10 protein-coding genes are annotated in these 12,015 nt (G+C 71.9%); 2 read left to right on the top strand and 8 right to left on the bottom strand.

Features of this window, described 5'->3' with window-relative positions:
- Window positions 1–17 precede the first annotated feature (17 nt).
- The 5 genes from ACLJQM_RS10835 to ACLJQM_RS10815 form a co-directional block, all read right to left on the bottom strand.
- A complete protein-coding gene (locus ACLJQM_RS10835; protein ID WP_410631027.1) occupies window positions 18–818 on the bottom strand; it encodes an alpha/beta fold hydrolase in 801 nt (266 codons plus the stop codon).
- Window positions 811–2,097 (bottom strand): O-acetylhomoserine aminocarboxypropyltransferase/cysteine synthase family protein, encoded by a 1,287-nt coding sequence (locus ACLJQM_RS10830; protein WP_410631026.1) that lies wholly within the window; start codon window positions 2,095–2,097, stop codon window positions 811–813. The genes ACLJQM_RS10835 and ACLJQM_RS10830 overlap by 8 nt, the downstream gene beginning before the upstream one ends.
- Window positions 2,094–3,125, bottom strand: a complete 1,032-nt coding sequence (locus ACLJQM_RS10825; RefSeq protein WP_410631025.1) for an isopenicillin N synthase family dioxygenase — start codon at window positions 3,123–3,125, stop codon at window positions 2,094–2,096. Before ACLJQM_RS10825 ends, ACLJQM_RS10830 begins: the two co-directional genes overlap by 4 nt.
- An 80-nt stretch (window positions 3,126–3,205) precedes the next feature.
- Window positions 3,206–4,084 carry a phytanoyl-CoA dioxygenase family protein gene (locus ACLJQM_RS10820; RefSeq protein WP_410631024.1) on the bottom strand — a complete coding sequence of 293 codons (879 nt, stop codon included), beginning with the start codon at window positions 4,082–4,084 and terminating at the stop codon, window positions 3,206–3,208.
- The gene (locus tag ACLJQM_RS10815; RefSeq protein WP_410631022.1) at window positions 4,027–6,024 is read right to left on the bottom strand and encodes a prolyl oligopeptidase family serine peptidase; all 1,998 of its coding nucleotides are present in this window, start codon (window positions 6,022–6,024) and stop codon (window positions 4,027–4,029) included. The genes ACLJQM_RS10820 and ACLJQM_RS10815 overlap by 58 nt, the downstream gene beginning before the upstream one ends.
- Before the next feature lie 329 nt (window positions 6,025–6,353).
- Between ACLJQM_RS10815 and ACLJQM_RS10810 the strand changes: the two genes are divergently transcribed.
- Window positions 6,354–7,529 carry an MFS transporter gene (locus tag ACLJQM_RS10810; RefSeq protein ID WP_410631021.1) on the top strand — a complete coding sequence of 392 codons (1,176 nt, stop codon included), beginning with the start codon at window positions 6,354–6,356 and terminating at the stop codon, window positions 7,527–7,529.
- Window positions 7,530–7,536: 7 nt separating this feature from the next.
- Here the strand turns inward: ACLJQM_RS10810 and ACLJQM_RS10805 are convergent, their stop codons facing one another.
- The 3 genes from ACLJQM_RS10805 to ACLJQM_RS10795 are packed head-to-tail and all read right to left on the bottom strand — an operon-like array spanning window position 7,537 to window position 9,951.
- Entirely contained in the window at window positions 7,537–8,487 is a 951-nt protein-coding gene (locus ACLJQM_RS10805; RefSeq protein WP_410631020.1) for an NAD-dependent epimerase/dehydratase family protein, read from the bottom strand.
- 10 nt (window positions 8,488–8,497) lie between these two features.
- On the bottom strand, window positions 8,498–9,331 hold the full coding sequence (locus ACLJQM_RS10800) for a bifunctional 5,10-methylenetetrahydrofolate dehydrogenase/5,10-methenyltetrahydrofolate cyclohydrolase (RefSeq protein ID WP_410631019.1): 834 nt from the start codon (window positions 9,329–9,331) through the stop codon (window positions 8,498–8,500).
- A complete protein-coding gene (locus ACLJQM_RS10795; protein WP_410631017.1) occupies window positions 9,328–9,951 on the bottom strand; it encodes a cyclodeaminase/cyclohydrolase family protein in 624 nt (207 codons plus the stop codon). Before ACLJQM_RS10795 ends, ACLJQM_RS10800 begins: the two co-directional genes overlap by 4 nt.
- Before the next feature lie 292 nt (window positions 9,952–10,243).
- Here ACLJQM_RS10795 and ACLJQM_RS10790 point away from each other — a divergent pair, with 292 nt between their 5' ends.
- Window positions 10,244–12,001 (top strand): carbamoyltransferase, encoded by a 1,758-nt coding sequence (locus ACLJQM_RS10790; RefSeq protein ID WP_410631016.1) that lies wholly within the window; start codon window positions 10,244–10,246, stop codon window positions 11,999–12,001.
- Window positions 12,002–12,015: the final 14 nt, after the last annotated feature.

The following is a 12,015-nucleotide window of genomic DNA, read 5'->3' as shown; positions in this document are numbered from 1 at the left end:
GGGACGGGGTCTGCGATTCAGCGGACGTGCTCGGCGGCGAACTCGGCGAAGACGCGGTGGACGTCGTCGCGGTCGAGCTCGTTCAGGATGTTGTGGCGGTCTTCGGGGAAGACGACGGCTTTCGCGTCCGGCAGCAGCTCGGCCGCCTTGAGCGCACCGGATGCCGGGGCCAGGTCGTCTTCGGCGCCGTGCAGCAGGAGCACGGGCAGGTCGAGCTTCGGGAGGACGGCCGCCACGCGGGGCGCGGCTTCGCCGAGTGCGCGCAGGGTCTCCAGGCGGAGGCCGCCCTGCCAGGTCAGCGGGTCGTCGCGGATCTGCTGGGCGTACCCCTCGTGGCGGGTCAGCTCGCCGGGGTCCTTGCGCAGGTCCCACGGGTCGATGCCGCTCGCCAGCAGGGCCACCAGCCCGCTTTCGGCCGCGGGCACGAGTGAGGAACCGGCGAGCACCACCGCGGCCGGGCGCTCCGGCAGGTGGTCTTCGCCGACGAGCAGCGTGGCGACCGTCGCGCCGAGCGAATGCCCGGCGATCACCAGCGGCAGCCCGGGATGCGCTTCCCCGGCGAGTCCGGCGAGGGTGGCGGCGTCGGCGAGCAGGTCGTCGACCGACTCGATCAGGACCCGTTCGCCGTCGCTGCGGCCGTGCCCGGCGTGGTCGGCGGCCCACAGCGCGAACCCGGCGGCGGTAAGCGCTTCCGCGAGCGGCTCGTAGCTGCCGATGTGCTCGCCAAGGCCGTGGAAGAACACCACCAGGCCCTTCGGTTCCGCCGGGTCCCAGTGTCCATAGTGGACCTTCCCGCGCCGTCCGGTGAATTCAGGCATCGTCGTCTCCCAGTGCGTGCGCCAGGTCGGCGAGCAGGTCGCCGATCCCTTCCAAGCCGACCGAAAGCCGGATCAGGCCCGGCGTCACCCCGCTGGTGCGTTGCTGCTCTTCGTCCAGCTGGGCGTGCGTGGTGGACGCCGGGTGGATGACCAGGCTGCGCACGTCGCCGATGTTGGCCAGGTGGCTGAACAACCGCAGGCGGTCGACGAAGCGGCGGCCTGCCGCCAGGCCGTCCTTCAGCTCGAAGGCGACGACGGCCCCGGCGCCGAGTGACAGGTACCGCTTCGCCGCGTCGTGCCACCGGTTCCCGGGCAGCCCGGCGTAGTGCACCTCGCCCACTTCGGGTCGCTCGGCGAGCCAGCCGGCGACGGCGAGTGCGTTCGCGACGTGTCGTTCCATGCGCAGCGACAGCGTCTCGATGCCCTGCAGCAGCAGAAAACTGGTGAACGGCGACACCGCCGGGCCGAGATCCCGGACGAGCTTCGTGCGCAGTCGCAGGGCATAGCCCAGTTCGCCGAACTCCCGGCCGAACACGAGGCCGTGGTAGCTGGGATCCGGCCGGGTCAGCTGCGGCCAGCGGTCCGGCTCGGCGGTGTAGTCGAACTTGCCGCCGTCGACGACGACGCCGCCGATCCCGGTGCCGTGCCCGGAAAGGAACTTCGTGGTCGAGTGCACGACGATGTCGGCGCCGTGCTCCAGCGGACGCGCGAGGTACGGCGTCGGCACCGTGTTGTCGACGACCAGCGGCACCCCGGCCGTGTGGGCGACCTCGGCGACGGCGCTGATGTCGAGGACGTTCCCGCGCGGGTTGCCGACCGTTTCGCCGTAAAGCGCTTTCGTCTCCGGCCGGATCGCCGCGCGCCACTCGGCCAGGTCGTCGGGGTCACGCACGAAGGAGACGTCGATGCCCAGGTCGGCGAAGGTGTAGGCGAGCAGGTTGTACGTGCCGCCGTACAGGCTCGCGGCCGCGACGACGTGGTCGCCGGCGCGGGCGATGTTCAGCAGCGCCAGGGTCGACGCGGCCTGCCCGCTGGCCACCGCGACCGCGGCGACCCCGCCCTCGAGGTCGGCGAGCCGCTCCTCGACGACGGACGTCGTCGGGTTCGACAAGCGCGTGTAGGCGTGGGTTTCCAGGTCGCGCAACGCGAACGCCTCGGCGGCGTGGTGCGCGTCGGCGAAGGTGAACGACGACGTCTGGTAGATCGGGGTCGCCCGCGCGCCGGTCGCGGGATCCGGGCGCGCGCCGGCGTGGATCTGCCGGGTCTCGAACGCGGTCATCCGCGCTCCGCGAGGACGTCGCTCCACCAGCGCTCAGCCACCTTCGGGTGCGAACGCAGCCAACCGACCAGCGCGTTCTCACCGAACGCCGCGTGCAGCGGGTTGTCGGCGTCCTGACTGACGCCGGCGGCCTCCGCGGCCAGCTCGGCAGGCAGCTCGAGCGGTTCCACGACGGCGTCGAGCCGCGGGCCGAGGAAGAACGGCACCGAGAACCGCTCGACGCCGGCCGGCGGGCTCACCACGCGGTGGTGCGTCGCCTTGAGGTAGCCCTGGGTCGCGATCTCCAGCATTTCGCCGATGTTGAACACGAAGCTGCCGGGGATCGGCGTGGCGTCGATCCAGCTGCCGTCGGCCGCGCGGACCTGCAGGCCGCCGACGTCGTCCTGCTGCAGCAACGCGAGGTAGCCGTAGTCCTTGTGCGCGCCGACGCCCTGGTCCTGGTCGTCGGCGGGCCGGCCCGGGTAGCGGACGATCTTGACGTGCGTGGACGCTTCCTCGTCGAACCACGTGTCGAAGTAACCCTCGTCCTGTCCCAGCGCGGCGGCGAGCGCGCGCAGGACTTCACGGCTGACGCGCAGCGCCTCGGCCTGCCAGGCCAAGGTCGTTTCCCGCAGTCCGGGAAGCGCTTCCGGCCATTGGTTGGGGCCGATCAGCCGTTGCCACGCCGGTCCGCCGGACGCGACGGGCTCGCGTTCCGGGCCGATGTCGATCTGCTCCCGCCAGTCGGGCGAGCCACCGGTGTATTCGTAGCCGGTGCGGGTGTAGCCGCGGAACTGCGGGGAGTGGATGTTCTCGATCGCCAGCCGTTCCTCGACCGGCAGCGCGAAGAACTCCTTGGCCGCCGCGAAGATCCCACTGGTCAGCTCACTGGGTACCCCGTGCCCGACCACGTAGAAGAACCCCACCTCGTGCGCGGCCCGCCGCAGCTCGGCGAGGAAGGCACCCCGGTCGGCGGCGGGGTCGCGAAACCGCGAGATGTCGATCAGCGGCAGGGCGGTGGCCGCCCCGGAATCGTCGAGCGTCGTCACGTCCGGCAGCCTAAGCCGCCCCGGCGGCCGGGAACGGCGTTCTCACATGGCGGACTCCGCCGGACCGGCCCGTTACCGGTTCAAGACGCCCGCGCTGACGGAGCCGGCCAGACCACGGGGCAGAAGTCGGGGTCGGCGTAGTCCGGCGCACCATCGGGCGTGCGCCGGACGAAGTCGTCGTGCACGTAGCTCGCCGGGGTGCCGTCCGGGCCGGTGGCCGGCCGGTAGTGGTTGTCGCCGTCCTGGAAGTGCACGCTGATGGCGTTCCGGTCGGTGTTCGTGCGGTTGACACCGCTGCCGTGGAAGGTCAGGGGGTGGTGGAAGCTCACCTGCCCCTTGCGCAGCCGCACCTCCCGCAAGCTGATCGCCAGGCCCACCGCTTCCAGCTTCCGCCTCAGCTCGTCGTGGTCCCGGGTCACGAACGTCTTCGCCGCGCGCAGTTCCCGCACTTCCGGCGTGTCCGGCCACCGGTGGCTGCCATCGACCACGGTGAGCGTGCCCATCGCCGCGGTGGTGTCCTGGAACGGAACCCAAGCCGTGATCATCCGCGCGGAGCTGCAGGTCTCCCAGTACGCCTGGTCGGCGTGCCAGCCCACCCGGGAGAACTTCGATTCCACACCGGGTTTCTTCGAGATCAGCGCCGTGTTGAAGATCCGGACCACCGGACTACCGGACAGCGCCGACGCGAGCCGCGCGATCGGGGGGAACTGGGCCAGCGCGGCGACGGACCGGTACTGGAGTGCGATGTACTGGTTGAGCCGGACCGGCCGCGGTTGTCCGGGTTCCCAGGCCAGGAAGTCGCGCAACGACTCCGGGAGGACGCGGTCGCGGGGAACGGACTCCAGCGTGCGCAGCGTTTCGGCGGCGGCGTCAACCAGGTCGTCGGGGATCAGCCGGTCGGTCACGTACCAGCCGTGCCCCTGGTAGAAGGCGACGGCTTCGTGGTCGGCGACGTCCATGTGGTCCTCTCCTCCTCGGGTGTGCCGGGCATTCCCAGCGATTCCTTCAGGAACGCGGCCTGCAAGCGCATCAGCTGCGCCGCGGTGCCGTGCGGTGGCCGGTGGGCCGCCGCGGACAACGGCAGCAAGGTGTGCGGTCTCGCCGCGGCGACCAGCGCGTCCGACAGCTTCGCGGAATGCGCGAACACGACGTTGTCGTCGGCCAGGCCGTGGATCACCAGCAGCGGGCGGCGCAGCTCGGCCGCTGCCGGGAGGACCGAGTTGCGCTCGTACACCTCCGGGTTCTCGGCCGGATGACCGAGGTACCGCTCGGTGTAGTGCGTGTTGTAGAGCCTCCGGTCGGTCACCGGTGCCCCCGCGACGGCGGCGTGGAAGACATCGGGACGCCGCAAAACGGCCAGCAGCGCGAGGTAGCCACCGTGCGACCAGCCTCGGATCGCGACCCGCGTCAGGTCGAGATCGGGATGCCGCGCCGCCACCGCTTCCAGGGCTTCGACCTGGTCCTCGACGTTGATCCGCGCTTCGTCGAACCGGATCGACCTGTCCCACTCCGGTCCGCGGCCGGGAGTCCCCCGGCCGTCGGCGATCAGCACGGCGAAGCCCTGGTCGGCGAACCACTGCGAGAAGAGGTAACCGTCCAAAGCGGACCGGACGCGTTGCGCGGCCGGGCCGCCGTAGGGATCCAGCAGCACGGGCAGCGCCCGCGAGCCCGCCACGTGCTCACGGGGCAGCAGTAGGGCACAGCGGAGTTCCCTCGCGCCGGCGACCAGGAGGCGGACCCGGGGCACGGCGACCGGAAGCTCGGACCGCACGCGGACGCTCCCCACCGCGGCCTTCCCGGCCAAGACCCGCACCGAGGGCGTGGTGCCGGACAGCGTGCGAGATGTCACCACGAGCACGTCACCCCCGCGGGCGACGTCGTGCACGCCGGCCGCGTCGCTGATCCGCTCGACCCCCGTCGTCGCGCTCGCCCGGTACACGTGCACCTGGGTCGGATCGGCTTCGCTGCCGGTGAACACCACGTCGTCGTCGACGTCCACCACCGCGCGCACCTGCAGCCCCGGCGGCGTGACGACGTCCGTGCCGATCACCAGCCGGTACGCGCCCTGGCGGACAGCGACCCGGACCAGTTCCCCGCCCCTCGTCCAAGCCGGCGTCCCCGGCACGAGCGTCACCCAGTGGGCGTCACGTTCCTCGTGCACCGTCGCCACCTCGGCGCCCAACGCGAGCACGCGGACGGTGCGCTGATCCCGGGTTTGGACCTGCGCCAACGGCGGCCCGTGCGGTGACCAGCGCACCGCGGTCAGGTAGGGAAAGCGCCCCCGGTCCCACGGCACCTCGGTGCGCGCCCCCGTCAAACCCACCCGCCAAAGCCGCACCGTCGCGTTCGCGGTTCCCGCTGCGGGGTACGGAATCGGCGCCGGAGGCCGGGCCGGGTCCGCGGGTTCCGCCAGGTACCACTTCGGGACCGCGCGCGTGTCCACGCTGGCGACCAGCAGCTCCGAGCCGTCCGGTGACCACCAGAAGCCGCGGTCGCGGCCCATCTCTTCGGCGACCGCGAACTCCGCCGATCCCCAAGTCGTGCCGGCGACGTCCGACGCCGCGAGAAGCCGGTCGCCACGACCGCTCGTGCCGATCACCCGCAATGCGCCGTCCGCAACGTAGGCGACGTGCTCGCCGGCCGGGTCCAACCGCGGATCGGCGACGCCCTCCGGTACCGGCAGCGAACGGACCTCGGCGGTGCGCAGATCCGCGACGAACAGGCGACCGCCCAACGCGAAGGCCGCGACGGTGACCGCCCGATCGGTCGAGAACGCCGCGACACCCGTACCGCACGCGTCCCCTTGCTCCGCGCTCGGCAACCGGTCGTCGAGCACCCGCGGATCGGCGACGAGTCTTTCTCTTCCCGTGGCGAGATCCAGCACCCAGAGCCCGTGCACCGGATCGCTGCCACCACCCGATCGCAGGAATGCGACCCTGGAGCCGTCCGGCGCCGGCGAGAAGCCATCCGGAACGCCCAACGTGAACCGGTGAGTACGGGCGAATTGCTCCGGAAAGTGCGTTCCGTCGGTCACCGGCCCCCCTCGCCCTTTTCCGGGCCGATCATGCCCGAACCCCGCCACGTTGTCACCCGGGCCGAATCCCCCACCGGGATCGCGGTACTGACCTCTCCCAGCCTGTGGAATCACCGGCGGTCCACGAAGAGCAGCCGTTACAGTGCGGCGTGCCGAATTCGGGGGAACAAAGTTCGGAGAAGCTGCCTGCCGAAGTGTGGGCACTGGTGATCGCGGGCTTCACCGTTTCCATCGGGTACGGCTTTGTCGCACCCGCGATACCGTTGTTCGCCCGCGAATTCGGGGTGTCGCTGTTCGCCGCGTCGGCCGTGGTCAGCGTGTTCGCGCTGTGCCGCCTGCTGGCCGGACCGCTCGCGGGTCGCGTCACGGCCCGGCTCGGCGAGCGCAACGCCTACGTGACCGGCCTGCTGATCGTCGCCGTGACGACGGGTGCGTGCGCGGCCGCAAACCAGTACTGGCAGCTCCTGGCCCTGCGGGCGGTGGCCGGAGCAGGCGCGGCGCTGTTCGCCGTTGCGGGCGGGACGCTGCTGGCCCGCAGCTCGCCCACCCACCTGCGCGGCCGCGTGTCGGGTCTGTACAGCACGTTCTTCGTGGTCGGCGGTATCGCGGGGCCGGCTCTGGGGGCCTTGCTCGTCGTCATCGACCTCCGCACGCCGTTCCTGGTGTACGCCGCGGCTTTGCTACTGGCCGTACTGGTCATGCTCGTCCTGGTGCGGGGACGGGCGGCAGCGGCCCCGGCACCGAAGCGGGACGAGACGGCCGCCCGCTTCACCGACGCGGTTCGCCGCCCGGCTTACCGAGCCGCACTGGCGTCGAACTTCGCGAACGGCTGGGCGTCCCTGGGCGTACGGGTGTCCCTGGTGCCGCTGTTCGTCGCGAAAGGTCTGTCAGTCGGCGAAAGCTGGGCGGCCGCGGCGTTGACGGCGTCCGCGGTCGGCACGGCCGGGGTGCTGCTGATCGCCGGCGCGTGGGCCGACCGCGCCGGGCGCAAGCCGCCGTTGATCGCGGGATTGGCGCTGGTGGGCGGCTCGTCGCTGGCGATGGGCCTGACCGAGCACGTCGCGCCGTTCCTCGTCCTCGCGGTTCTCGGCGGGGCCGGCAGCGGGCTGCTCACCCCGCCGTTGAACGCGTCGGTGGCCGACGTGCTCGGCGAGCACCGCGGCGGCGGCAGCACGGTCATGGCCGGCTTCCAGATGGCGGCCGACGCGGGCATGATCGTCGGTCCGCTGGTGGCCGGCGCGCTCGCCGGCGGGGTGTCGTTCACCGCGGCGTTCGCGTCGTCGGCGGTCTGCGCACTGCTCGGCGTGCTGCTGTGGTGGCGGGCACCCGAGACCAAGCCCGCTCCCGAAGGCGCCCGCGTACCGGGCTGAGCACCCGCTAGGAGTGCGCGGCGAGAACCCGTGCCTGCGCCGAACGCGTGAGCCACGGACGGTCGTCCAGCACGGGTTCGGCCGAGACGAGCCACCGCCAGGTGTCCTCGACCGTTTCCTCGAGCGGGCGGAAGAGCGCTCCGGTCGCCGCCACCCGGCTCGTGTCGACGCAGTACACGTCGCCGGCGTCCGGCCGCACGGGGATCCACAGCGGCAGTTCCACCCACGGCCGCACCCCGGTGGCCAGCAGCACCCGCTCGTCGATCCAGCGGAGCTCACCGGCACCCACCGCGGTGCGGCACGCTCCGAGCAGCGAACCCATCGTCGCGTGCCCGGGTGGGCAGGCGAAGTTGTACGCCCCGCCGGTCCCGGCCCGCGCCGAGGACAGCACCCAAACGGCCAGGTCCCGGACGTCCGCGAACTGCACCTGCCGACCCACCGGCGCCGGCGCCGGCACGGGTGCGCCGTCGCGCAGCCTCAGCAGCCACCACGGCAGCCTGCCCACCCGCTCGTGGGGCCCGAGCAGCAAGCCGGTCCGGACCACCAGGGCCCGGTCGCCGAAGTGCGCCGCGACCGCACGTTCCGCCGCGGCCTTGCGGTGCGGGTAGTCCGCCGACGCGCCGGGCAGCAGCGGCGCCGACTCGTCCAGCGGCTTCGGCAACGGGTCGGCGTACACGGTCAGGCTGGAGACGTAGGCGTAGCGGTCCACGGAGCCGCTGAGCAGCCGAGCCGTGCGCTCGACGGCTTCCGGCGGCCCGAGCCAGGTGTCGACCACGAGGTCCCACTGCCGCCCCGCCAAGGCCGACACGTCCGCGGTCCGGTCGCCGCGGAGGTGCTCGACGCCGGGAAGGGCCCGCGGATCGCGGTTGAAGGCCGTCACCCGCCAGCCCTCGGCCAGGCCCCGTTCGGCGACGGCCCGGCCGGCGAACACGCCGCCGCCGAGCACCAGCACCCGCATCGCCGGGCCGTCAGCCCTCGGCGGCGGCCACCGTGTGCCGGAGCAGCAGCGCCGTGGTCACCGGCCCCACCCCACCCGGAACCGGGGTGATCGACCCCGCGACAGCGGCCACCGCGTCGTACTGGACGTCGCCGGCCAGGCCGCCGTCCGCGGTGGGGTTGGTACCCACATCGATGACGACGGCGCCGGGCCGGACGTGCTCGGCGCCGATGAACCCGGCCCGCCCGACCGCGACCACCAGCACATCGGCCTCGGCAGTCGCCGCGGCCAGGTCCTTGGTGCGCGAGTGGCAGACGGTCACGGTCGCGTGCTCGTTGACCAGCAGCAGCGCCGCCGGCTTGCCCACCACCGTGGACCGGCCGACCACGACGGCGCGGGCGCCCGCCAGCGGCACGGCTTCCCGGTGCAGGATCTCCAAGACGGCCGCGGCGGTCGCGGGGGCGTAGCTCGGCAATCCCGCGGCCAGCCGGCCGAGGCTGAGCGGGTTGGCGCCGTCGACGTCCTTGGCCGGCGCGATGTGCCCGGCGACCTCGTCGAGCCGCACCCCCTCGGGCAGCGGCGTCTGGCAGATGACGCCGTGCACCGAGGCGTCGGCCGAAAGCTCGTCGAGCGCCCGGGTGATGTCGCGCTCGGCCGGATCGTCGAGCTGCACGACCCGGCAGTCGACACCCACCTTCCCGGCCGCGCGCTGGATCGAGCGCACGTACCACGCGGTGGCTTCGTCCCGGGTCGGCACCAGCACGGCCAAGGTCGGGACGACGTCCCGGGCGCGCAGTGCGGCGACGCCTTCGGAGACTTCGGCGGTGATGGCCTTCGCGATCGCGCGGCCGTCGATCGGGCTCACGCGGCGATCCTCTCCCGGACGAGGCGGATGACGGCGTCCGCGCGCTCGGCGGCGGCCGCGTGTTCCGCGATCCGGGCGGCGAAGGTGTCGCGCCGTTCGCCCGCCGTCATCGACGCGAGGTTGACTTCGACGTTCACGACGGCCGAGGAAAGAGCCGACTTGGCCGACGCCGCGGCCACCGCGACATCGGAGAGGACATTGGGGTTGGACGTATCCACGATCGAGCCGGCGAGGTCGATCACCTCGGCGGCGAGCGCGGCCGTGCGCAGCGGTACGTCCGCCGCGCCGACCAGGGCGTCCTGGATGGCGGCCGAGCGGGCGCGCTTCTCTTCGTCGGTCGCCTTGGGCAGCTTGTAGGCCGCGACCACGTTCCCGAAGGCGCGCTCGTCTTCGTCCGCGAGCCCGACCGCCTGCCGCCGCAGCTCCTCGGCGCGGGCCAGCGTCACCTTGAGCGCGTCTTCGTGGGCCGCGAACTTCGGCTTCCCGATCGTCAGGTTGCACACCATCGACACGAGAGCCGTGCCGACCGCGGCGTTCAGCGCCGCCGCCGCACCCCCGCCCGGCGTCGACGCTCCGGACGCCAGCTCGCCAAGCCAATCACCGACGGTGCGGTTTTCCACGCGAATGCCCCTTCGTCGCCTGCTCGATGCCATTGGATCGTACACAGATCGGCAGCGGCCGCCCGCGGCGGCACTGTTCACCATCTGGGAAGAACGCGTCCCGGAAATTGAGAAGATTCCCCGGCTTCGTCACCAAATTGTGGGATCACTCGAATGGCCGCTGATCTTGACCGGATTTCGCCTACCCTGGCCTATGCGATCGCCGTGACACGAAACCTTTTATCGCGCATTCACGGCCAAGGGGGGAGCTGCCGCTGTGGTCATGCCCGGAATTCGCCAGGGAACCGGATCGTTGATTCTGGGATTCAGTGGTCTGGAAAAGTCCCGGCAGTTCAAGCTCGATCGGCTCCCGGATCTGGATCCGCGCGAGTACGCGATAACCCAAGGAGCGGACGCCGCGGCCGCCCTCGTCCTGGGTGGCGAGGTGGTCGGCGCCGCGGCACAGGAGCGGTTCGACGGGGTGAAGCACTCCGCCGGCTTTCCGGCCGGGCCGGCCGGAGCCGCACTCGCCGTCGCGGGGCGGAAACCGGCCGACCTCGACCTCGTCGCCCACGCGTTCTCGTTCGAGGCCGAGCGGGAGTTCTACACCGGCCGATCCGGCTACCACCGCGATCTCTACGACGAAGCACTCAGCCCACAGGTCAACCAGCGGATCGCCGAACAGGCACTGGACGTCGACCTCACCGGCAAGTTCCTGCCCGTACCGCACCACGTGGCGCACGCCGCGAGCGCCTACTACCCCAGTGGGTACGACGACGCGCTGGTCCTGGTGTCGGACGGCTTGGGCGAGCGGTACTCGGCGACGGTTTTCGCGGCGTCGCGCCGTGGGTTCGAGGTCGTTTCCCAGGTACCGGCGAACAGTTCGCTCGGCGTGCTCTACGGCGTGTTCACGCTCTACCTCGGATTCGCCTTCGGTGACGGCGAGTACAAGGTGATGGGGCTCGCGCCGCACGGTGACGCGTCGCGGTACGCGGGGACAATCCTGCGCGAGTGGGTCTCCCTGGATCCCGATGGCCGGTACCGGGTGCCGCTGCTGCTCGAGAACACCACGGAGCTGGACCGGGAAACGCACCGCGGTGCGATCGCCGCGCTCGAACGCGTGCTGGGTCCTCGCCGGCTCCCCCACACCCCGATCGAACAGCGTCACCGCGACGTCGCCGCCGGGTTGCAGGCGGTGCTGAACCAGGCACTGCTGCACCAGCTCGATCACCACCGCGGCCGGACCGGGCTGCGGCGGCTCTGCCTCGCCGGCGGGGTCGCGCTCAACTGCGTCGCGAACGGGGTTCTGCTGCGCAGCCGGATCTTCGACGACATCTACGTCCAGCCCGCCGCCGGTGACGACGGCGCGGCGCTGGGCGCGGCACTGGTCGGCGCGACCGAGCTGGGCGACCGGCCGGTCGCCGGTCGCACCACCGCACTGGGATCTTCGTATGACCCGGAACAGTGCCGGGACGCCGTCGAACGCGCCCCCGACGTCTCCGTGCGGTACACCGGCTCGGAAGCCGAACTCCTTGCCTCGACAGCCGAGTTGATCGCCGACGGCAAGGTGATCGGCTGGTTCCAGGGCCCGATGGAGTTCGGTCCGCGCGCGCTGGGCGGGCGGAGCATCCTGGCCGATCCCCGCCGATCCGACATGCGCGACCGCATCAACTCCCTGGTCAAGAAACGGGAGTCGTTCCGGCCCTTCGCCCCGGCGGTTCCGGAGGAGGCTGCCGCCGAGCTGTTCGAGATCGCCCCCGAGGACGCACACCGGTTCGCCCACATGCTGTTCGTCGCCCACGTGCGTCCGGAGCACGCCGCGCGAATGCCGGCCACGACGCACGTCGACGGTTCGGCTCGGGTGCAGACCGTGGCCCGCGCGGACGCGCCGTTGTTCTGGGGGCTGCTCCACGCCTTCGGCGATCTCACCGGCCTTCCGGTCGTGCTCAACACCTCGTTCAACGTCGCGGGGCAACCGATCGTGAGAACCCCGGACCAGGCGATCGAGACGTTCCTCGCAGCGGGCCTCGACGCGCTCGTCATCGACGGCATGGTCGTCTCGGCACGCTGAGGCACCGCACGAAC

Origin of the sequence: Amycolatopsis sp. cmx-4-83 (genome assembly GCF_046548815.1) — a bacterium.
GTDB lineage: Bacteria > Actinomycetota > Actinomycetes > Mycobacteriales > Pseudonocardiaceae > Amycolatopsis > Amycolatopsis pretoriensis_A.
Note: the sequence above shows the minus strand (reverse complement) of the source record. Positions and strands in the feature narration are given on the sequence as shown.

Excerpts from the sequence above, each read along its gene's own strand:
- ACLJQM_RS10835 (WP_410631027.1), bottom strand. The coding sequence starts at position 818 with ATGCCTGAATTCACCGGACGGCGCGGGAAGGTCCACTATGGACACTGG.
- ACLJQM_RS10830 (WP_410631026.1), bottom strand. The coding sequence starts at position 2,097 with ATGACCGCGTTCGAGACCCGGCAGATCCACGCCGGCGCGCGCCCGGAT.
- ACLJQM_RS10820 (WP_410631024.1), bottom strand. The coding sequence starts at position 4,084 with ATGGACGTCGCCGACCACGAAGCCGTCGCCTTCTACCAGGGGCACGGC.
- ACLJQM_RS10805 (WP_410631020.1), bottom strand. The coding sequence starts at position 8,487 with ATGCGGGTGCTGGTGCTCGGCGGCGGCGTGTTCGCCGGCCGGGCCGTC.